The organism is Streptomyces sp. NPDC003284, assembly GCF_053589675.1.
The window spans coordinates 159282-179876 of sequence record NZ_JBSFSI010000004.1; the positions used below are offsets into that span (position 1 = coordinate 159282).

At 73.3% G+C, this 20595-nt stretch carries 17 protein-coding genes; 9 read left to right on the top strand and 8 right to left on the bottom strand.

What is annotated here, in order from left to right; translation table 11 throughout:
• Window positions 1–8 precede the first annotated feature (8 nt).
• The 5 genes from ACWDYF_RS10740 to ACWDYF_RS10760 are packed head-to-tail and all read left to right on the top strand — an operon-like array spanning window position 9 to window position 4716.
• Window positions 9–1010, top strand: a complete 1002-nt coding sequence (locus tag ACWDYF_RS10740; protein WP_389467728.1) for an NrtA/SsuA/CpmA family ABC transporter substrate-binding protein — start codon at window positions 9–11, stop codon at window positions 1008–1010.
• A complete protein-coding gene (locus ACWDYF_RS10745) occupies window positions 1007–1924 on the top strand; it encodes an ABC transporter permease (protein WP_389467730.1) in 918 nt (305 codons plus the stop codon). Before ACWDYF_RS10740 ends, ACWDYF_RS10745 begins: the two co-directional genes overlap by 4 nt.
• Window positions 1921–2724 (top strand): ABC transporter ATP-binding protein, encoded by an 804-nt coding sequence (locus ACWDYF_RS10750; RefSeq protein ID WP_389467732.1) that lies wholly within the window; start codon window positions 1921–1923, stop codon window positions 2722–2724. The genes ACWDYF_RS10745 and ACWDYF_RS10750 overlap by 4 nt, the downstream gene beginning before the upstream one ends.
• Before the next feature lies 1 nt (window position 2725).
• Window positions 2726–3601 (top strand): ABC transporter substrate-binding protein, encoded by an 876-nt coding sequence (locus ACWDYF_RS10755; protein WP_389467735.1) that lies wholly within the window; start codon window positions 2726–2728, stop codon window positions 3599–3601.
• The gene (locus tag ACWDYF_RS10760) at window positions 3598–4716 is read left to right on the top strand and encodes an LLM class flavin-dependent oxidoreductase (RefSeq protein ID WP_389467737.1); all 1119 of its coding nucleotides are present in this window, start codon (window positions 3598–3600) and stop codon (window positions 4714–4716) included. The genes ACWDYF_RS10755 and ACWDYF_RS10760 overlap by 4 nt, the downstream gene beginning before the upstream one ends.
• 131 nt (window positions 4717–4847) lie before the next feature.
• Here ACWDYF_RS10760 and ACWDYF_RS10765 read toward each other — a convergent pair whose 3' ends face one another.
• From ACWDYF_RS10765 to ACWDYF_RS10795, 7 genes are all read right to left on the bottom strand, one after another.
• On the bottom strand, window positions 4848–6377 hold the full coding sequence (locus ACWDYF_RS10765; protein WP_389467915.1) for an aldehyde dehydrogenase family protein: 1530 nt from the start codon (window positions 6375–6377) through the stop codon (window positions 4848–4850).
• Between the two features lie 13 nt (window positions 6378–6390).
• Window positions 6391–7950: an FAD-dependent oxidoreductase gene (locus ACWDYF_RS10770; protein WP_389467739.1), complete on the bottom strand. Its 1560-nt coding sequence runs from the start codon at window positions 7948–7950 to the stop codon at window positions 6391–6393.
• On the bottom strand, window positions 7934–8302 hold the full coding sequence (locus ACWDYF_RS10775) for a (2Fe-2S)-binding protein (RefSeq protein ID WP_389467741.1): 369 nt from the start codon (window positions 8300–8302) through the stop codon (window positions 7934–7936). The genes ACWDYF_RS10770 and ACWDYF_RS10775 overlap by 17 nt, the downstream gene beginning before the upstream one ends.
• Window positions 8299–9516 (bottom strand): NAD(P)/FAD-dependent oxidoreductase, encoded by a 1218-nt coding sequence (locus ACWDYF_RS10780; protein WP_389467744.1) that lies wholly within the window; start codon window positions 9514–9516, stop codon window positions 8299–8301. Before ACWDYF_RS10780 ends, ACWDYF_RS10775 begins: the two co-directional genes overlap by 4 nt.
• A gap of 238 nt (window positions 9517–9754) precedes the next feature.
• The gene (locus ACWDYF_RS10785) at window positions 9755–10756 is read right to left on the bottom strand and encodes a proline racemase family protein (protein WP_018565796.1); all 1002 of its coding nucleotides are present in this window, start codon (window positions 10754–10756) and stop codon (window positions 9755–9757) included.
• Window positions 10753–11658: a dihydrodipicolinate synthase family protein gene (locus ACWDYF_RS10790; RefSeq protein WP_389467751.1), complete on the bottom strand. Its 906-nt coding sequence runs from the start codon at window positions 11656–11658 to the stop codon at window positions 10753–10755. The genes ACWDYF_RS10785 and ACWDYF_RS10790 overlap by 4 nt, the downstream gene beginning before the upstream one ends.
• Before the next feature lie 84 nt (window positions 11659–11742).
• Window positions 11743–13062 (bottom strand): aminopeptidase P family protein, encoded by a 1320-nt coding sequence (locus ACWDYF_RS10795; protein ID WP_389467754.1) that lies wholly within the window; start codon window positions 13060–13062, stop codon window positions 11743–11745.
• Window positions 13063–13418: 356 nt separating this feature from the next.
• On the opposite strand from ACWDYF_RS10795, the gene ACWDYF_RS10800 reads away from it, so the two are divergent.
• The gene (locus ACWDYF_RS10800; RefSeq protein ID WP_381736445.1) at window positions 13419–14378 is read left to right on the top strand and encodes a LysR family transcriptional regulator; all 960 of its coding nucleotides are present in this window, start codon (window positions 13419–13421) and stop codon (window positions 14376–14378) included.
• A gap of 117 nt (window positions 14379–14495) precedes the next feature.
• On the opposite strand, the gene ACWDYF_RS10805 is transcribed toward ACWDYF_RS10800, so the two are convergent.
• The gene (locus ACWDYF_RS10805; RefSeq protein ID WP_389467758.1) at window positions 14496–16811 is read right to left on the bottom strand and encodes a M9 family metallopeptidase; all 2316 of its coding nucleotides are present in this window, start codon (window positions 16809–16811) and stop codon (window positions 14496–14498) included.
• 176 nt (window positions 16812–16987) lie between these two features.
• Here ACWDYF_RS10805 and ACWDYF_RS10810 point away from each other — a divergent pair, with 176 nt between their 5' ends.
• From ACWDYF_RS10810 to ACWDYF_RS10820, 3 genes are all read left to right on the top strand, one after another.
• Window positions 16988–18037, top strand: coding sequence for a proline racemase family protein (locus ACWDYF_RS10810; protein WP_389467761.1), 1050 nt, complete (start codon window positions 16988–16990; stop codon window positions 18035–18037).
• Window positions 18034–18984 carry an ornithine cyclodeaminase family protein gene (locus tag ACWDYF_RS10815; protein ID WP_389467763.1) on the top strand — a complete coding sequence of 317 codons (951 nt, stop codon included), beginning with the start codon at window positions 18034–18036 and terminating at the stop codon, window positions 18982–18984. The genes ACWDYF_RS10810 and ACWDYF_RS10815 overlap by 4 nt, the downstream gene beginning before the upstream one ends.
• Before the next feature lie 97 nt (window positions 18985–19081).
• Window positions 19082–20524, top strand: coding sequence for an aminopeptidase P family protein (locus ACWDYF_RS10820; protein ID WP_389467766.1), 1443 nt, complete (start codon window positions 19082–19084; stop codon window positions 20522–20524).
• Window positions 20525–20595 lie beyond the last annotated feature (71 nt).

A 20595-nucleotide genomic window follows, 5' to 3' on the forward strand; every position in this document is an offset into this window, starting at 1 on the left:
CGCCCGCCATGCGCACACCGAAATCCGTCACCGCCCTCGCCGCAGCCGCGGCGCTCACCGCCTTCGCCGCCGGCTGCGGCACCTCGCAGGCCGACGCCGGGAAGGGCGGGAGCGGGCAGATCACCGTCCGCATCCCCGACCCCGGCAACTCCGGCGTCCTCGCCGTCGGGAAGAAGGACGGCAGCCTCGACAAGGCGCTCGCGAAGGTGCACGCGAAGGTCGAGTGGACCGGCAGCGCGGGCCCGTTCGCGCCCGCCGCGCAGGCCATGAACGCGAACCAGCTCGACATCGCCACCGGCTCCATCACCTCCGGCATCACCTCGCTCACCCAGACGCCCGGCTTCAAGTTCTTCACGGCGACCGCACCCGACGGCGTGGGCGAGGGCATCCTCGCCAGAACGGGCTCCGGCATCGACTCCGTCGGGGATCTCGTCGGCAGGAAGGTCGCCGTCAACCAGGGCGGAACCGGCGAGTACCTCCTCCTCAAGGCGCTCGCCGCGCACCACATCCCCGCCTCCCGGGTGGAGCGGGTCCGTCTGCGGCCCGACCAGACCGCGGCCGTCTTCAACAGCGGCAAGGTCGACGCCTGGGCGGTCTGGGCGACGTACTCGGTCGCCGAACTCGGCACCGGCAAGGCGAAGTTCGTCGCCACCGGCCGGCAGATCGGCTCGGACAACTACAGCCTCACCGCCGTGCGCACCGCCTTCGCCGACCAGCATCCCGAGGTCGTGCGCGCGCTCTACGACTACCTCCACACCGCCAGCGCCAAGGAGAAGCAGGACCCGGCGGCGTACCTGAACGTGAACACCGACGCGGGACCGCAGGCCCTCACCGGCGCCGCGAAGACGGCCCAGATAGCCATCACGCGGCAGGGCGGCACCGTCGAACCCGTCACCCGGGCGGACATCGAGCGCTTCGAGGACGTCGCCCGGTTCTACGCCGAGCAGAAGGTCACCGAGAAGACCGTGGACATCGCCGCCCACGTCCTGGACGTGGAGAAACTGTCATGACGGCACAGGCACAGGCACAGGCACAGGCGCAGGTGCAGGGACAGGGACAGGCGCAGGCGCAGCCACCGGCCGAGGCACAAGCACCAGCAGACGCACAGGTCACGACGCTGGTCGCGCCCCGGCCGCCGCGCGTCCGTACGCGCCGTCGCGGACACACGGCCGTCATCCGGGCCCTCGGCCCGCTCGGCCTGCTCGCCGCGTGGTGGACCGCCTCCGCGACCGGCGCCCTCACCCAGGACGTACTCGCCTCGCCCGCACACGTCGTCGCAGCGGTGGCGGAGTTGTGGGGCAACGGCCAGCTCTCCGACGCGCTCGCCGCCTCCCTCGCCCGCGCCGGCATCGGACTCGTCATCGGGCTCACCGCCGGTCTGGTCCTCGGCGTCGTCACGGGCTTCACCCGCCTGGGCGACGAACTCCTCGATTCCTCCCTCCAGACCCTGCGCACCATCCCGTTCCTCTCCCTGGTGCCCCTCTTCATGGTCTGGTTCGGGATCAACGAGACCGCGAAGATCCTCCTCATCGCGGTCGCCACCACCTTCCCCATGTACGTCTCCACGTACGGCGGTGTCCGCAACGCCGACCGCAAACTGGTCGAGGCCATGCGCAGCTTCGGCATGGGCCGCCTCGCCGTGGTCCGCGAGGTCGTCCTGCCCGGCGCGCTGCCCTCGCTCCTCGCGGGACTGCGCCTGTCCATGACGCTCAGCGTGATCGCCTTGATCGCCGCCGAGGAGATCAACGCCACGGCGGGCATCGGCTACCTGATGGCGCAGGCCCAGAGCTACGCCCGTACCGACGTCCTCGCGGTCTGCATCCTGATCTACGGGCTGCTCGGACTCACCGCCGACACCGTCGTACGCCTCCTCGAACGCGTCCTCATGCCGTGGCGCGCGGCAGGACAAGGGGCGACGCGATGACCGGCCCCGCCGTGACCACCGACGGCACCGCCGTCCGCATCCGGGGACTGCGCCGCGTCTTCGGCGACCGCGCCGTGCTCGACGGCCTGGAACTCACCATCCGGCGTGGCGAGTTCGTCGCCCTGCTCGGCGCGAGCGGGAGCGGCAAGACGACCCTGCTGCGCATCCTCGGCGCGCTCGACCGGGCCGACGGCGGTGAGGTGCTCGTCCCGCGGGCCCGCACCGTCGTCTTCCAGGAACCGCGCCTCGTCCCGTCCAAGAAGGTCCTCGCGAACGTCGCCGTCGCCCTGCCGCGCGGCCGCGCCACGCGACAGCGCGCCCGCACCGCCCTCACCGAGGTCGGCCTCGACCGGCACGCCGACGCCTGGCCCGCGACCCTCTCGGGCGGTGAGGCCCAGCGGGTGGCTCTCGCCCGTGCCCTGGTCCGCGAACCCGAACTCCTGCTCCTGGACGAGCCTTTCGCCGCGCTCGACGCGCTCACCCGCCTCAAGATGCAGGACCTCGTCGGCGACCTGTGCCGGGTCCACCGGCCCGCCGTCCTCCTCGTCACCCACGACGTGGACGAGGCGGTCCGCCTCGCCGACCGGGTCTGCGTCCTGCGCGACGGGCAGCTCGTCACCGACGAGGCCGTCACCGTCGACCGCCCCCGCGACCCGGGCGACCCCGCCTTCGCCTCGCTGCGCCGCCGCCTCCTCACCGACCTCGGCGTCCACCCGGCCACACCCCTTTCGCCTTCTTCACCTCAAACGCCTCTCACGCCTCTCACGCCCCTCACGCCTCTCACCACAGGAGCTCACTGACATGACCGTCACCATCGGCGTCCACCACAGCAACCCGACGCTCTACCACCTCTCCCGCCTCGACTACGCCCAGGAAGAACTGGCCTCGATCGGTGAGACCGCCGCCTTCCACAGGTACACCGACGGGGTGCGCACCGGGCCGCTCCTGACCGAGGGCGTCATCGACTTCGGCGGCACCGGCTCCACCCCGCCGATCACCGCGCAGGCCGCCGGGCACGACATCGTCTACACCGCCGTCTCCGCGCCACGCCCCGACCACGGTGCCCTCCTCGTCCCGGCGGACAGCCCGCTGCGCACCGCGGCCGACCTGAAGGGTGCCACCGTGCACCTCGCCATCGGCTCCTGGCAGACCCACCTCGTGGCCAAGCTCCTGGACGGAGCCGGGCTCTCCTACGCCACCGACATCACGGCCGTACGGTCCGACGAGGACAGCGAGCACCGGCTGCGGGCACGGGAGATCGAGGCCTGGGTGGCGCAGGGCCCGCAGCTCGTCGCCGCGCTGCGCACCGGCGAGGTCCGCGTCCTGGTGCCCACCGCCGACGTCATCACCGACCGGTCCGTCTTCTTCGCCCGCCGCGACCTCGCCGAGCAGCGGCCCGAGATCGTCGCCGCGCTGGTCCGCGCCCTGCGGAGGGCGGACGACTGGGCGCGGACGCACCCCCGCGAGGCCGCCGAGACCGCAGCCGGGGACCAGGGCGGCGCCGTCGCCGACTGGGAGACCGCCCTGAAGGCACTGCCCTGGCGCATCGAGGACGTCACGGACGCGTTCCTCGCCGAACAGCAGGAAGCGGCGGACATCTTCGCGCGCACCGGGTTCATCGAGCGGCCGGTGACGGTCGCGGACGCCGTGGCGCGGGCGGGGCAGGCCCGACCGTGACGACGACCCACGACGCACCCGAAGTCCTCTGGTACATCATCCCCCGCGAAGGCGCCTACCCCTGGGAACCGGCGGGCCGCCGCCCGATCGACCTCGGCTACCTCCAGCAGCTCGCCGGGACCGTCGAACGCCTCGGCTACACCGGAGCCCTGCTCGCCACCGACCTCTACGACGTGTGGCCCCTCGGCAGCGCCCTGGCCGCCTCGACCGGCCCGGCCTTCCAGCCGCTCCTGGCCGTCCACCCGGGCCTGATCTCGCCGACGCTGCTCGCGAAGATGGCCCTCAGCTTCGACACCCTCTTCGGCGGGCGCCTCCGCTTCAACGTCGTCAACGGCTCCACCAAGTCACTGAAGGAGTACGGTCTCCACGTCGAGCACGACGAACGCTACGAGCTGAGCGCCGAGTACTGGTCGATCGTCAAACGCCTCACCGCCGGAGAGGTCTTCGACCACAAGGGCCGCTTCTACGATCTCCAGGACGCGGGCGCCTCCTTCCGCGACCTGAAGCCGGTGCAGTCCCCGCACATTCCGCTGTGGTTCGGCGGCTCGTCGGCCCCCGGCATCGAGATGGCCGCCGAGCATGTCGACGTCTACCTCACCTGGGGCGAACCCCCGCACCTCCTCAAGGAGAAGCTCGACCGGGTCCGCGAACGCGCGGCCGCGTACGGCCGCACCCTGCGCATCGGCCTGCGCCTGCACCTCATCGTCCGGGACACGGAGGACGAGGCGTGGGCCGCCGCCGACCGGCTGCTCGACGTCACGAGCGAGGCGACCTACGCGCGTCAGCTCGGCGACCGGGCGGGCGAGGACGGCACCGGCTGGCAGCGGCAGTTCCGCCAGCACGGCGGCCGTGTCCCGGCCCGTGCCCGGGAGTTGGAGACGCACCCGAACCTGTGGCCCGGGATGAGCCTGTTCCGCCCCGGCCCCGGCACGGCGATCGTCGGCTCGACCGGCCAAGTCGTCGAACGGCTGTCGGAGTTCAGGGACCTGGGCGTCGACACCTTCATCCTCTCCGGGAACCCCCTGCTGGAGGAGGCCTACCGGGTGGCGGAGACGGTCCTGCCCGCCTTGGGGGTGACCGACCGCTTCAGGGCGGGTCCGCGAGGTCAAGGGTGACTTCCGACGCGGGGCAGCCCGTGCGTGTCGGCCCATACCGGGCGGCCCTCTGCTGAGGTGCCGGGGGGTACGGACGGACTGTCGTGGGCGGCACAGCCGGGGCGAGGGTCCGAAACAGGAAGGTGCGGGAATCAGCACCGCTCCGGGAACACGTACACGCCGTCCACCGTGCGCGGCACGCCCAGCGGGTTGCCGTCGCGCAGTTCCGCGGGCAGCAGTTCCTGCGGGGTGTTCTGGTAGCAGACCGGGCGCATCCAGCGTTCGGTCGCGGTGGCGCCGACCGACGTCGAGGTGCTGGTCGAGGCCGGGTACGGGCCGCCGTGGTGCATGGCGGGGGCGACGGTGACGCCGGTGGGCCAGCCGTCGACGACGACCCGCCCGGCCAGCTGGGTCAGCCGGGCCACCAGGTCCGCGGCTGCCGCGTCCCGCTCGTCGGCCGCGAAGTGCACGGTCGCGGTGAGGCTGCCCGTCAACGTGCCGAGCACGGCGTCCCGTTCGGCTTCGCAGCCGTAGCGGACCAGTACGGTGACCGGCCCGAAGCACTCGTCGAGCAGCGCGCGGTGCACCTCGCCGACGGCCAGCCGGCCGGCGGGGACGGACAGTATCCCCGGGCGCACCGACAGTGGCGCGTCCGCGGCGTCCGCCGCGCCCGCGGCCAGGACTTCCTCGACGCCGGGCAGCGCCGCGCGGGCGCGCGTCCCGGCCAGGAACGCCTCGCGCATACGCGGGTCGAGCAGCGGCCCGGACGGTACCCGCGCCGTGACGGCGGCTGCCACGACCGCGTCGCCGTCCGCGCCCGCCGGGAGCAGGACGAGTCCCGGTTTGACGCAGAACTGGCCCAGCCCCTGGGTGTAGGCGGCGGCCAGTCCGGTGCCGATCTCGGCGGCGCGGGTGGCGGCGGCACGGGCGGTGACCACGACGGGGTTGAGGCTGCCGAGTTCGCCGTGGAAGGGGATGGGCCGGGGGCGGGCGGAGGCGATGTCGAAGAGGGCCCGGCCGCCGCGCACCGAGCCGGTGAAGCCGACGGCCGCGGTGAGCGGGTGGCGGACGAGCGCGACACCCGCTTCGAGGCCGTGGACGACGGCCGTCACGTCCCCGGGCAGACCGGCCTGGGCCGCAGCGGTGCGCAGCGCCCGCGCGCACAGGACGCCGGTGCGCGGGTGGTCGGGGTGCGCCTTGACGACGACGGGGCAGCCGGCGGCCAGCGCGCTGGCGGTGTCACCGCCGGGAACGCTGAACGCCAGCGGGAAGTTGCTCGCGGCGAAGACCGCGACCACGCCGAGCGGTACCTTGCAGCGGCGCAGGTCCGGGCGGGGCGCGGGCCGGGCGTCCGGGTCCGCGTGGTCGATGATCACCTCCAGGTGGCGTCCGCTCTCGGCGAGGTCGGCGAAGGTACGCAACTGGTGGCAGGTGCGGGCGAGTTCACCGGTGAGCCGGACGTGGCCCAGCGCCGTCTCGGCGTCGGCGGCGGCGATGATCTCCGCGCCGTCCTTCTCCAGCGACGCGGCTGCGGCACGCAGCAGTTCGGCCCGCGCCCGGTGGTCGGCCAGGGCGGTGCGGGTCGCGTGGGCGGCCCGCACCGCCCTGTCCACGTCGGCGGCCGTGGCCTCGGTTGCCGCGGGTCCGCGGGACCCGCCCGTGCGCGGGTCGATGCTCAGCACTTCGGTCACGGGGTCACGCACCGTCCTGGTTCGCCGGTTCTTCGTCGTCCGGCCGGGGATCCACGGGCATCTGAGGCATCTGATCGGCTGTCATGGTCTCGGCCAGGGCGGCGAGTTCGCCGAGACGCACCGGGACCGCCGGGGTGCGGCCGGAGAGCGGGCGCAGGTCGTCCGCGGTGGCCGTGCGGCCGGAGAGGCAGGCGGCGATGCCCGCCGTCGCGTATCCGCAGATCCTGCCCTGGCACCAGCCCATGCCGGGACGCGCCAGCATCTTCAGGGTGCGCGCGTCGGTCGCGCCCAGGTCGTCGTGGGCGCGGCACAGGTCGCCGTAGGTGACCTCCTCGCAGCGGCACACCACGGTCGAGTCCGGCAGCCACCTCGGCCAGCCGTCCGGCACGGGGTAGGTGCGGTGCATGGCGGCGGCGAACCGCCGCGCCCGCCGGATGCGGGCCTGGGCGCGGCGGATCTGAGCCGCGGGGCCTGCCGCCCCGGCCGAGCCCGATGGCGCAGCGGAGTGCCCGCGGCCGAGCGAGGCGGCCAGGGCGAGGGCGCTCAGCCGGCCCTCGCTGACGGACAGGGCGGCGCCGCCCACGCCGGTGGCCTCGCCCGCCACGTACACGCCGTCGACGCTGCTGCGCTGGAGCGCGTCGACCGTCACGACGAGCGACCCGTCGAGGTCCTGCCGGGTCGCCGCGCCGAGCATGAGCGGGAGTTCGAGCGAGGGGGTGAACCCCCAGCCGAGGGCCACCAGGTCGGCGGCGAGCTCCCGTTCGGGTCCGGTCGGCCGTCCCCGGCGGTCCAGCCTCGCGATCCGCACGGCCTCGACCCTGCCGTCGCCGAGTATCGCGCGGACGACGGTCCTGGTCCGGTACGGGACGCGGTGCCGGGCGAGCACGGCGGCGTACCGCGCGGCCTCGATCCCCTTGCCGGGCGCGGAGATGGTGCCGACCGGGTCACGCAGCCAGCCGAGTGTGGCGTTGGCCTCGACGACCGCGGGGATCCGGGCGCCCGCGCGGGCGAGCCCGGCGGCCACCGGCAGCAGGAAGGGTCCGGTGCCGCCGACGACGGCGCGTCGCCCGGCGAGCGTGCGGTGGCCCTTGAGCAGTGCCTGGACGCCGCCCGCGGCCATGACTCCGGGCAACTCCCATCCAGGAACCGGCAGTTGCCGGTCGTATCCACCGGGGCACAGGATCAGCGCGCGGGCCGCGACGGGCTCGGGGGCGGCGGGGCCCGGGTCCGCGACCGGCACGGTGGGCGTGACACGCAGGGTGAACCTCCTGTCGCCGTCCCGGGTGGCGAGCCACACCTGGTGGCCTGGCAGGTAGCGGACACGCCCGGCGGCGCTCAGGGCGTACAGCCGGTCGCGCAGGCCGGTGAAGGCAGACCGCCCGTGGTGGCCGCGGAGGTCCTCCGGACGGCTGTGGTCCTCGTCGAAGTGCCGCCAGAACTGGCCGCCGGGCTGTCCGGCGGCGTCCACCAGGGCCACATCGAGGCCCGCCTCCGCCGCTTCGACGGCAGCCGCGAGTCCGGCCGGACCGGCCCCGACCACGGCCACATCATGAAGGTGCGCCATCGCCGTCCTCCTCTGTGTGCCGTACGGCCTCTGGGTGCCGCGCGCGGGCGGGCTCCGGATCGCCGTCGTCCTGCGGTGTCTCCCCCGGCTCCGCCGCTTCGGCGCTCTCCAGCGCGTCCCCCAGCCGCATGCCGTCGGCGGCGGGGACCAGGCAGGCGCGCTCGGCGCGCGCGCCGTCGACGGTGATCAGGCAGTCGAAGCAGACGCCGATGCCGCAGAACAGGCCGCGCGGCCGGCCCTTCCCGCGGGTGGTGCGCCAGTCGGTGATCCCGGCGGCGACCAGGGCCGCGGCGATGCTCTGACCGGGCTGCGCGGGGACCTCGATACCGCGGAAGGTCATCCTGTGGGTCACGGGGAAACTCCCTCGGCGACGTCCTCGTGCCGGTCGGGGAAGCGGTCGGGGGCGAACGGCGCCAGGTCGAGGTCCGGCTGCCCGCCGGTCAGGGCCTGGACGATCAACTTGCCGGTACCGGCGGCCAGTCCGATGCCGGCGCCCTCGTGGGCGCAGGCGTGCCACAGGCCGGGGGCCCGCGGGTCGGCACCGATGACGGGCAGATGGTCGGGGCAGTACGGGCGGAAGCCGTGGTAGGCGCGTATCAGCCGCACCTGCCGCAGCATCGGGAACAGCGCGACGGCCTTGGCCGCGAGGGTGCTGATGGCCGGTACGGACACCGTGCGGTCGAAGCCGACCCGCTCGCGGGAGGCGCCGATGAGGACGGTCCCGCTGTCGGTGCCCTCCACCACGGGCGAGGTCTGGAGGGCCGCGTCGGAGCTGGCGACGTCGCCGACGTACTCGGCGGCGTACACCTTGTGCCGGACAGTGCGCGGCGGCAGGGGCTCGGTGACGAGCACGAAGCCGCGCCGGGGGCGGACCGGGACGGAGACCCGGGCCAGGGCCGCGACTTCGCCGGCCCAGGTGCCCGCCGCGTTGAGCACGGCGCCCGCGGGGATGTCGCCCGCACTGGTGCGGACCCCGGTGACCCGGTCCCCGCTGCGCAGGAAGCCGGTCACCTCGGTGCCGGTGCGCACGTGCGCGCCCCTGTCCCGGGCGAGGCGCAGCAGGTGAGCGACCGCCAGCATCGGCTGCACCTGTGCGTCCTGCGGGTAGAACGCGGCCCCGGCCAGGTCCTTCGCCAGGTGCGGCTCGTGGTCGTGCAGCCGGTCCTGTCCTACGTCCTGGACCTCGACGCCGCTCGCGCGCTGGTGGACGCTCAGCTCCCGCAGCGTGGCAAGGCTCCGCGCGCTCGCGGCGACGACGAGGCCGCCCTTGGACTCGAACTCCCAGCGGCCCGCGTGCTCGGCGAGGTCCTGGCGCCAGACGGTCTGCGAGTACAGCGCGAGATCGAGTTCGGGACCGGCCTCCTTGTCGGACACCAGCAGGTTGCCCTCCCCCGCGCTGGATGTGCCACCGGCAAGGGCGCCGCGCTCGACGACGACCACCCGGCGGCCCGCGAGCGCCGCGAAGTAGGCGGCGGCCGCGCCGATGACGCCCGCGCCGACGATCACCAGATCGGCGCTCCGGCTGCGCGCGGTCCCCGGGGCGGCGTCGAGCGGTGCGGTGCTCACGGCTCCTCCGCGCCGCTTGCGCGCCGGCCACGGGCGTGGCCGGTGTGATGGTGCGGCTGTTTCCCGGCGGTCCGCGGGGCACGGCGCTCGACGAGGTCCGTCGGCTCCTGCTGTCCGGCCGCGTCCGCGAAGGCGTGCGCCGGTTCCCGGACGGGTGCGGATCCCGGCGCGGTCCGGACGCGCTCGCGCGGCGTCGCCCGCCGGTCCCGGCTCTGCGGACGGGCGGTCGAGGGCGCGTTCACAGCAGGAATCCCGCGGGGAAGGGGTCGCTCGGGTCGAGGTGGAACTGGGAGGTCCCGGTGATCCAGGCGCGGCCGGTGAGGGAGGGCAGCACCGCGGCGTACGGGCCCACGGTGGTCTCGCCGAGAAGGCGTCCGGTGAAGCGGGTGCCGATGAAGGACTCGTTCACGAACTCCTGTCCGACGGCGAGTTCACCGCGGGCGTGGAGCTGCGCCATCCGCGCGCTGGTGCCGGTGCCGCACGGTGAGCGGTCGAACCACCCCGGGTGGATGGCCATGGCGTGCCGCGACAACCGGGCGGTCGACCCGGGGGCCTTGAGGTAGACGTGGTGGCAGCCGGCGATGTCGTCGCGCTCGGGGTGGACGGGCGGATCGGCGGCGTTCACGGCGTCCATCACCGCGAGGCCCGCGGACAGCAGGTCTCCGGCCCGGGACCGGTCGAACGGCAGCCCGAGGTCGGCGAGTTCGACGATGGCGTAGAAGTTGCCGCCGAAGGCGAGGTCGTAGCGCACCGCGCCGTACCCGGGCACCTCGACGGTGGCGTCCAGGGTGTGGGCGTAGGACGGCACGTTGGCGAGGGTGACGGAGGTGGCCGCGCCGTCCTCGACCGCCACCTCGGCGACGACGAGTCCGGCAGGGGTGTCCAGCCGGATGGTGGTGACCGGCTCGGTGACCGGGACCATCCCGGTCTCGACCAGGACGGTGGCGACGCCGATCGTGCCGTGGCCGCACATCGGCAGCAGGCCGGACACCTCGATGAACAGCACGCCGAAGTCCGCGTCGGGGCGGGTCGGTGGCTGGAGGACGGCGCCGCTCATCGCGCTGTGCCCGCGCGGCTCGTACATCAGCAGTGTGCGGACGTCGTCGCTGTTCTCCATGAACCAGCGTCTGCGCTCGGCCATCGTGGCGCCGGGGACGGTGCCCACGCCGCCGACGACGACCCGTGTCGGCATGCCCTCGGTGTGTGAGTCGACGGCGTGGAAGGTGCGGCGGGACCTCACTTGTAGCCCTTGGCGAGGACCGCTTCGGTGTCGGCGGTGATGCGGGCCGTCTGTTCGGGCGGCAGCGGCAGCCGGGGCGGCCGGCAGGGTCCGCCCCTGAGCCCGGCGATGTCCATCGACAGTTTGATGGACTGCACGAACTCGGTCCTGGAGTCCCAGCGCAGCAGCGGGTGCAGGTCGCGGTAGACCGGCAGCGCGCGGGCCAGGTCGGCCGGGTCGCCGGAGGTGGCCAGCCGGTACAGCTCGACGGTGCTGCGCGGGATCACGTTCGGGTAGCCGGCGATCCAGCCGACGGCGCCCGCCATGCCGAGTTCGAGCAGGACGTCGTCGGCGCCGACGAGGAGGTCGAGGCCCGGCGCCAGCTCGCTGATCTGGTAGGCCCGGCGGACGTCGCCGGTGAACTCCTTGACGCCGACGATCGTGCCCTCCGCGAAGAGTTCGGCGAGCAGTTCGGGGGTGAGGTCGACCTTGGTGTCGATCGGGTTGTTGTAGGCCACGACCGGCAGCCCGACCCTGGCGACCTCGCGGTAGTGCTCCACGACCGCCGCCCGCTGTGCCGGGTAGGCGTTGGGCGGCAGCAGCAGCAGCGAGGTGGCACCGGCCTCGGCGGCCTGCTCGGCCCAGCGGCGGGCCTCCAGGGCACCGTACGCGGCGACGCCCGGCATCACGCCGAAGCCGTCGGGGGCGGCCTGGACGGCGGTCTCGACGACGCGGGCGCGCTCCTCGGCGGTCAGCGTCTGGTACTCGCCCAGCGAGCCGTTGGGCGTCACGCCGTCGCAGCCGCCGGCGGCCAGGAAGCGCACGTGCTCGGCGAAGGCGTCGTGGTCGACCGACAGGTCGTCGCGGAACGGCAGGGCCGTGGCGACGTGGACTCCGTGCCAGGGCCTCGCGGAGTTGGTCATGCGGCAGCTCCTTGACTCGTGGGAACGAAAGACTATCAGTGCAATGTCACACGTACAATGTCACATGCTGTAGAACCCACCGGGTCACCGGTCGGCCATCCACTTCTCCAGGCCGTCGGCGTCCAGCGGCAGCGCGCGGGACAGGACGTCGGAACCCTCGGCGGTGATCAGGATGTCGTCCTCGATGCGCACGCCGATCCCGCGCAGCTCCGGCGGCACCGTCAGGTCGTGGGCGTGGAAGTAGAGCCCCGGCTCGACGGTGAGCACCATCCCCTCCCCCATCGCGGCATCGTGGTACGCCTCAGGGGCGGCCCGCGCGCAGTCGTGCACGTCGAGGCCGAGGTGGTGGCCGATGCCGCAGATCAGGTAGCGGCGGTGCTGCTGGCCGTGGTCGGACAGGGCCTCGTCCACCGAGACCGGCAGCAGGCCCCAGTCGTCGAGCCCGTGCGCGATCACCTCCATGGCGGCGTGATGGAACTCGCTGAAGCGGCGCCCGGGGCCGACGGCCGCGAGTCCCGCGCGGTGCGCCTTCTCCACCAGGTCGTGCACCTGGCGCTGAGCGGCGGAGAACCGCCCCGAGGCCGGGAAGGTGCGGGTGACGTCGGCGGTGTAGTGGCTGGCGACCTCCACTCCCATGTCGAGCAGCAGCAACTCCTCCGGGAGCACCGGCCCGTCGCAGCGCACCCAGTGCAGGGTGGGCGCATGCCTGCCGCTGCCGACGATCGACGCGTAGCCGGGGCCGTTGCCGTACGCGCGGGCGTACCGGTCGAAGGTGCCCTGAAGCCACCGCTCGCCGCGTCCGGCGATCGCGGCCGGGATCTCCCGGACGACCTCCGCGAACCCCTCGACGGTGCGGTCCACCGCTTGCCTCAACTGGCCGGTCTCCCAGGCGTCCTTGTACATCCGCAGGGACGCCAGGGCGCGGGCGGCCTCCGGGTCGGGCCGCACCTCCTCGCGCAACTCCGCCAGCGGGCGCACCTCGATGCCGAGCGCCCGCGCCCAGTCCCCGGGCCCCGGCGCGGCACCCACCCACAGCTCGCCGTACCGGGCGTCGGACCAGTAGCCCGGCTCGCCCGGGTGGGCCGGCGGCGGGATGTGGAGCACGGCACCGCCGTCGCGCACCACGACGACGGCGTTCTCGACCGCGCAGCCGGTCAGCCAGTAGAAGTCGCTGTCCGGGCGGAAGTCGTACGCGGTGTCGTTGCTGCGGACCGGCGCCTCGCCCGCGGCGACCACGACCGTCCGGCCGGGCAGTGCCTCGGCGAGCCTGGCGCGGTGGGCGGCCGCGGCCTCGGCGGCGCCGGGCACCACCGGGGGCGTGCGGTCCGGGGTGTCCCACCGCGTGCCCATGTAGGCGTTGAACGCCGGTATCCCGGTCAGTTTCGGGGGTCTGTCCTTGCTCACCGGTGGTTCCTCCTCCTGTGTCGCACACCGGGTGCCGGAGCCGGGTGAACACCCGCTCGTCGCCGATGCCGTCGTGCTCGTACCCGTCGGTGGCCGGTCACGGTCGTACGGCGGCGGCCGACGGCACAACTTCCCTGCGCCCTTCAGTAATATGTGGCATTGCACTGACCATAAGGCCTCGGCTCGACGCACAGCAATGAGGCCACCGCGACTGTCCCGGGGCCGGGGCCGGAGCCCCGGCAACGAGGCGTCCTCCACAGGTCCTTCACACCTCCTCCCGCCTGCACCGACATCCCCGAAGACCGCTGACCGGACGTAAAATCGCCACACTCCAGAGAGACCTGGGACGGGTGCTGATGGAACTCGAACTGCGACACCTGCGGATGCTGTGCACGATCGCCGACACGATGAGCCTGGGCCGGACGGCCACCGTCCTGGGGTGCTCGCAGCCCGCGGTCAGCAGTCAGCTGAAGCGCATCGAGCGGCTCATGGGCGAGGACCTGTTCGTCCGGGGCAGCGCGGGGGTGACACCGACGCGCTTCGGGGTCGAGGTGGTGGTGCAGGCCCGCGAGGTGGTGGCGCTGGCGAACGGGATCGGGCGCCGGTCCACCGCGGGCCGCCGCGGGACCGATCGGGTCCTGCGGGTGGCGGCGACGAACACGCCCATCCTGCCGGGGCTCCTCCAGCGGGCGCGCGCCGTCCTGCCGGCGCTGACCACGCAGGTGAGCAGCGTCTATTCCTCGGCCGAGATCATCAGGCTGCTCGAGGACGACAAGCTGGACATCGCCGTCGCGGTCGACTATCCCGGACGGGAGCTGGGGCATTCGGATGCCCTGGTGCGCCGCGGCATCGTCACCGAGCCCAGCTTCGTGGCCCTGCCCGCCGCCCATCCGGCGAGCGGGCGGCTGGACGTGCCGCTGCTCGAACTGGCGGGGGACGCCTGGTTCCTGACGCCCGACGACGGTGCGGGCTGGCCCGGTGTCTGCTACGACGCCTTCCGGGCGGCCGGTTTCACACCCGCCACCGTGCACGAGTATCTCGGTGACCGGGACCAGTTGCAGCGGATGATCGCCGACGGGCTGGGGATATCCGTCGTCCAGGCGACGTGCCGGCCGAACCCGGGTGTGGTCGTCAGGGCGCTGGCCGGCACACCGCTGTGGTGCCGCTATGTACTGGTCTGGCACCGGGAGCGGGTGTCCGACGAGGTCACGGAGACGCTCTTCGGCGCGGCCCTGGCCGCCTACGAGGAACTCATCGGCCGGGCACCGCACTTCCGGACCTGGGCCGCCCGCCATTACCGGACCCCGCAGCGGTAGGCGCACGGGGTGCGGCGTCGGCACCTGGCGAGGGCCGTGGCCCGGTCGACCGGAGTCGACCGGGCCACGGCCCTTCGGGTCATTCGGCAGTGCCGCCCGGGGAGGACCCGGGGAGGATCAGAACGACGTGGTGACGGTGACCCCGCTGAAGTCGGTCACCGCGTACAGGCTGATGTACCGGTAACCCGCCTCGGGGTTGCTGACGGTGAGGCTCTCGGTGGTGCCGGAGCCGGTGGACTTCTCGGTGTAGGCGGACGGGCCGGCCCATGTCGTCGGGTTGTAGTAGAGGTCGGCGTTGCCGCTGCCGCCGCTGGTGGTGACCTTCAGGGTGGTGGTACCGGCGGGCAGCCAGATCCACAGGTAGTCGGTGTCTCCGGCGACCCGGGACTGGTCCGGCCGGAAGCAGTTCTGCCCCATCGCCTGTGTGTTGGTGTCGGTGCAGGCCGTGGCCGAGCCGTCGTTGCCGCCGTCACCGCCCAGGGTGTCGAGCCAGGCGTCGAAGTCGGCGTCGTAGCCGGTGCCGATGGAGTTGTAGACGGCGTAGGCACCCTGGTAGTCGCCCGTCCGCATCTTGGCCAGCATGGCCTGGATCCGGTCCGGGTGCTTCTCGGTCATGTACCGGACGGCCAGGTAGCCCCACGGGTAGGTGCGGGTCTCGTCGTCGATGGCGTAGGTGTTCTGGAAGAGCTGGCTGAGCTTGTAGGTGTGCTTGGCCGCCTCGGTCAGCGCGCCGTCGTCGGCGAGCTTGCGGTAGGAGTAGGAGACGTACTCCGCCTGGCCCTCGATCCACCAGACGTCCGGGACGGTGATCTGGGCGCCGAAGTCGCCCTTCATGTCGTAGATGGACTGCTGGACGTGCGCGAACTCATGGTTGAGGTTCCACGCGCGGGCCGGGAAGCCGTTGTCGGTCGGCCACTGGTAGAGGATGGAGTAGGCGATGTTGCCGGGGTCGGTCGGCGTGCCGGTCAGTGTCTCGCCGCCGTTGTCGGTGTCATTGCCGAAGATCGCCCACGAGTAGGTCACGTAGTCGGCCCGGCTCCCGAAGATGACCATCTTCACGTCGAAGTACTCACCGGGGATCGGCGTGGTGGTCCCGACCTGGTTCTGGTAGAACGCGACCTCCTTCGACAGGCTCGTGCAGACGTCGGTCTGCTCCGTCGCCGTCAGTGCCTGCGCCAGGACGGTGAAGTCGCCGCAGGCGTTGTCGATCGGCAGCGCGGCGGCCATGAGCTGCTTCGGCAGGTCGCAGACGCCGTAGTAGGAGCACTGGCCCGGGTCCCCGGTGCTCGCCCGGTAGGCGACGTGCACCCACAGACCGGCCGTGGCGCCGGTGACGGACGAGCCGTCCAGCAGACCCTTGACGAGCGGGCGGACCTTGCTCCGCAGGGCCGGTATCTGGAGGAAGTTGGCCAGGTCGTTGCCCGCGTTCGAGTCGAGGACGTCGTTGTCCCCGCCCAGCAGGCCGCGGTGGTCGAGGGTGAAGTGATAGAGGGTGTCGGTGATACCGGGATCCGCGGTCACCGCGGTGACGAAGTCCGGCATCCCCGGACCGCGCCACAGCGGGGTGTAGATCGCGTTCAGCGCCCGGTCCATCTCCGGGACGGCGTCCCACGAAGCGCTGCTGTAGGCGTTGAGGTAGCGGCTGTAGACATCCAGGTAGTCGGCCTGCACCTGGGCGCTGTCGGTGAGGACGAACGCCTGCTCCAGCACAGCGCCGTTGCCCGCGCTGATGTCGTTCGCGTGGCTGTCGGCGAACAGCGTGTCGAACCCCTTCTCGATGGCTCCGCGGAGCGAGGAGTCATAGGTGCCGACGTCCTGGGGGTCCCCGTACTGCACGTAGTAGCCGGCGCGCATGAAGTACATCAGCTCGTACAGGCCGCCGGAGTCGTCACCGGTGTAGGACCTCGCCGCGTCGGCGACGCCGTTCGCCACCGCGAGCATCTGGGACTGGTTGAACACGGCGTGCGCGTCCGGACCGGTCAGGCTGAACAGCGGGTTGATGCATGAACTCCAGTCGACCGTCTTGATGTACGCCACCAGGCCGCCGCCGGACCGGCCCGAGAAGTCGGACGTGGTGCACGAGGCGGTGGCGGGCCGGGGGGAGCCGGCCGCTTCGGATGCCGCGTGCGCCGCCAGCCGCGGCTCGGACGGCTTGGCCGAACCCAGGTCCGCCGGCTGCCCGCGCAGTTTCGCGGGCAGTGGCGCGGCCCTCGTGGCGGCGGCCTGGGACCGGACGGTCTCGGCTCCGGCCGGTGTGGCCTTCCCGTGCTGTTCGGCGGCCCGCACGACCGCGGCGGGTGTCTGCGCGGCCGCTGCCGAGGCAGGCCTCATGTCGCTGGTGGCCGCCGCCTGAGTGCTCATCAGGCCGGCGACGAGCCCTCCGGCCGCCAGACCGGCGGCCAGAACTCTGGGCAGGATGGATCGACAGTGCATCGCGTCTCCAGTGGGGGGAGCGAAGGGAAGCCGCCCGGGGAGACGGGCAGCGATATGTAACATTGCACTGGGGTGAAGGCTGGACAATGCTCAGGGACCCAGCACTGTTTCCGGTCGCCCCATAACACCGGCGCACAGGGCAACGACACCTGTAACAACACCTGTGGGGAAGCGGGATGCGGATGGCAAGGACTCAGCCGGTCGAGACGATCGACTGGCATACCGGCGGCGAACCGTTCCGGATCGTCGTGGACGGCCCGGCCGAGGTGACGGGTGCGGGACCGACCGTCGCCGAGCGCAGGGTCCTCGCGACGCGCAGCGAGGACGTGCAGTGGATGCGGGCGCTGCTGTGCCGCGAGCCGCGCGGTCACGCGGGCATGTACGGCGGGTTCCTGGTCCCGCCCGACGACGCCGGCGCCCACCTCGGTGTCCTCTTCTGGCACAACGACGGGTTCTCCACGGCGTGCGGGCACGGCACGATCGCCCTGGGCTCCTGGGCCGTCGCCTCGGGCCGGGTCCCGGCACCCGCCGACGGCCTGACGGACGTCGTGATCGACGTCCCCTCCGGGCGCGTCACGGCACGGGTGCGGACCAGGAACGGCCTGGTCCAGGACGCGACGTTCACCAACGTGCCCGCCTACGTCCACGCGCACGGCGTCGAGGTGCGGACCTCCCGCGGGAAGGTCACCGTCGACATCGCGTTCGGCGGCGCGATGTACGCGGTGCTGCCGGCCGCGTCCGTCGGGCTGCGCGTCCGGCCGCAGGACGTCACCGGACTCACCGCCGTCGGGCGGGAGATCCGCGACGGGCTGAACGCCGCGCGCGCCGCCGAACACCCCCTCGACGCACGGCTGTCCGGGATCTACGGGGCGATCTTCACCGAGGAGAGCGGGCCCGCCGGGACGCGGGCCGACGGCAGCCGGCTGGTGCGGCAGCGCAACATCACGGTGTTCGCGGACGGCCAGGTCGACCGGTCCCCGTGCGGCTCCGGCACCTCGGCCAGGATCGCGGTCCTGGCCGGCACCGGACAGCTGCGTCCGGAGGACGAGTTGCGGCACGAGTCCGTGGTGGGCTCGGTCTTCCGCGCCCGGATCACCGAGCGGACCGCGGTCCATGGGATCCCCGCGGTCGTCACGGCGGTGACGGGCACCGCGCACGCGGTCGGGACCTGCCGGTTCGTCGTCGATCCGCGCGACGCGCTCCTGCCCGGGTTCGTGCTGCGATGACCGAACTCCTCGACGCGGAACAGGTCTTCGCCCTGGGTCCGGTCGCCGCCGTCCGGGCCGTCCAGGACGCGCTGGCCGCGGGCCTCGACCCGGACGACGACATGCCGCGGGTCATCACCGCGCTGGCCAACGGGCAGGGGCTGCTGATGCCGTCCGAGGCCGGCGGCTGGTTCGGGGTCAAGGTCGCGACCGTCGCCCCGGGCAACACCGCCCTCGGCCTGAACCGCGTCAACGCGACGTATCTCCTGCACGGCAGCCGGACCCTGACGCCGGCCGCGATCCTCGACGGCGTCGCGCTGACGACGCTGCGCACCCCGGCGGTCTCGGTCGCCGCCTGCCTCGGCCGGCTGCGCGAGCGCGCGACGAGCTCCGCGGGCGGGCTGCGTCTCGTGGTGTTCGGCGCGGGCCCGCAGGCCGAGTGGCATGTCCGGACGATCCGGGCGCACGCCCGGATCGCCGACGTCACGGCGGTCACCCGCCGCGGCAGCGCGGCGACGCCCTGGGCCGACCGCCACCTGGCCGCGGGCGGCGCGGCGGTCGCCGGTCGCGTCCGCTCCGCCGACGTCCTGGTCACCGCGACCTCGGCCCGCGAGCCGGTCCTCGACGGGCGTCTCGTCCGGGACACGGCGCTCGTGCTGGCCGTCGGCTCCCACGAGCCGTCGGCGCGGGAACTCGACGGCACGCTCCTGGAGCGTGCCGCGGTCGTCGTCGAGAGCCGGGCGAGCGCGCTGCGCGAGGCCGGCGATGTCGTCCTGGCGGTGGCGGAGGGCCGGCTCGACCCGCGCGCCCTGGTGCCGATGGCCGACCTGCTCACCTCGCAGGCCGTCCTGCCCGGCGACCGTCCGACGGTCGTCAAGACCACCGGGATGGGATGGGAGGATTTGGTGGTCGCCGTCGCGGCGTACCGGCGGGCAGAAGCGTGCCGCCAGGGGGCACGGGCGGAGTGACAGCCCCCTGTAACAGCCCCCTGTTGACATCCCCCTGTTTCTATACAATGTGAAATGGTACTGTCGCCTCCAGTGGATTCCGACGGACGGAGCAACGGTGGTGCGAGACGACATACGGCCGCGCGAGGGCGCGAGCCACGACCGCGCGGTTGCGCCGACGCTGGCGGAGTGCTTCACCCGAGGGTGGGCCGAGGCCGCTCCGGCGGTGCCGGTCCTGCCCGGTGCGGCGTACGCGGCCGAACGCCGCGCGCTGCTGTCCGCGCGCTTTCCCGGGGAGCGGATCGTGGTCCCGGCCGGCGGCCTGAAGGTCCGGAGCAACGACTTCGACTACGTCTTCCGGCCGCACTCCGCGTTCCTCCACCTCACCGCGGACGAGGGCGCCGACGCCGTCCCGGACAGCGTCCTCGTCCTGGAGCCCACGGGCACCGGCCACGACGCCACGGTGTTCACCCGGCCGCGCTCCCCGCGCGACGGCGGGCCGAACGGCACCGAGTTCTACCGCGACCGCCGCTACGGCGAGTTCTGGACCGGCCGGCGCCGCACCCTGGCGGAGACCTCCGAGGCCCTGGGCCTCACGGCCCTCCCCCGCGACGACCTCGCTCGCGCCCTGGCCCCGCACGTGCCGACCCGGGTGGTGCGCGGCCAGGACCCGGTGGTCGACGCGGCGGCGCCGCCGGTCGCCGGGGCCGAGTCCGAACTCCTCGCGTTCCTCTCGGAGCTGCGGCTCGTCAAGGACGCGTGGGAGGTCGAGCAGATGCGCGCGGCCGTGGGACACACCGTGGCCGCCTTCCACGACGTGGCGGGCGAACTGCCCGCCGCGACGCGGCTCGCGCGCGGCGAGCGCTGGATCGAGGGCACATTCAACCGGCGGGCCAGGCTGGAGGGTCACGGCCTCGGATTCGAGACGATCGCGGCGGCCGGCGCACACGCGTGCGTCCTGCACTGGATGCGCAACGACGGTCCCGTCCGCGACGGCGAACTCCTTCTGCTGGACGCCGGAGTGGAGGCCGACACCTGCTACACGGGCGACGTCACCCGGACCCTGCCGGTCGGCGGCCGCTTCACCGACGCCCAGCGGCAGGTGTACGACCTGGTGTACGCGGCCCAGTCGGCGGGCATCGCCGCGCTGCGGCCCGGCGCGCGGTTCGGCGACTTCCACGACGCCGCGACGCGTGTCATCGCCGAGGGCCTGGACACCTGGGGGCTGCGCCCGAACGGTGCGGGCAGCCACGACCGGTCCCTGTACGGCCGTTACACCGTCTGCGGCACCGGGCACATGCTGGGACTCGACTGCCACGACTGCGCCGACGCCCGGAGCAGCGCCTACCTGGACGGGGTCCTGGAGCCGGGCCACGTCCTGACCGTCGAGCCCGGCCTGTACTTCCAGCCCGACGATCTGACGGTCCCCGCGCGCCTGCGCGGCATCGGTGTGCGGATCGAGGACGACTTCCTCATCACCGCCGACGGCGCCGTCTGCCTGTCGGCCGGCCTGCCGCGTGCCGCCGACGACGTCGAGGCGTGGGTGACCGCCGCGCGCTGATGCCGCGCGGCCCGGGAGGACGGGGGTGCGCCCGCCACGGCGGCCGCACCCCCGTGTCAGCCATGCCTCCA

What these genes read in the sequence shown, in the direction of transcription:
- ACWDYF_RS10790 (WP_389467751.1), bottom strand. Translation starts at nt 11,658, where the DNA reads ATGACCAACTCCGCGAGGCCCTGGCACGGAGTCCACGTCGCCACGGCC.
- ACWDYF_RS10740 (WP_389467728.1), top strand. Translation starts at nt 9, where the DNA reads ATGCGCACACCGAAATCCGTCACCGCCCTCGCCGCAGCCGCGGCGCTC.
- ACWDYF_RS10770 (WP_389467739.1), bottom strand. Translation starts at nt 7,950, where the DNA reads ATGGCGCACCTTCATGATGTGGCCGTGGTCGGGGCCGGTCCGGCCGGA.
- ACWDYF_RS10750 (WP_389467732.1), top strand. Translation starts at nt 1,921, where the DNA reads ATGACCGGCCCCGCCGTGACCACCGACGGCACCGCCGTCCGCATCCGG.
- ACWDYF_RS10810 (WP_389467761.1), top strand. Translation starts at nt 16,988, where the DNA reads ATGCGGATGGCAAGGACTCAGCCGGTCGAGACGATCGACTGGCATACC.
- ACWDYF_RS10755 (WP_389467735.1), top strand. Translation starts at nt 2,726, where the DNA reads ATGACCGTCACCATCGGCGTCCACCACAGCAACCCGACGCTCTACCAC.
- ACWDYF_RS10800 (WP_381736445.1), top strand. Translation starts at nt 13,419, where the DNA reads ATGGAACTCGAACTGCGACACCTGCGGATGCTGTGCACGATCGCCGAC.
- ACWDYF_RS10815 (WP_389467763.1), top strand. Translation starts at nt 18,034, where the DNA reads ATGACCGAACTCCTCGACGCGGAACAGGTCTTCGCCCTGGGTCCGGTC.
- ACWDYF_RS10745 (WP_389467730.1), top strand. Translation starts at nt 1,007, where the DNA reads ATGACGGCACAGGCACAGGCACAGGCACAGGCGCAGGTGCAGGGACAG.
- ACWDYF_RS10805 (WP_389467758.1), bottom strand. Translation starts at nt 16,811, where the DNA reads ATGCACTGTCGATCCATCCTGCCCAGAGTTCTGGCCGCCGGTCTGGCG.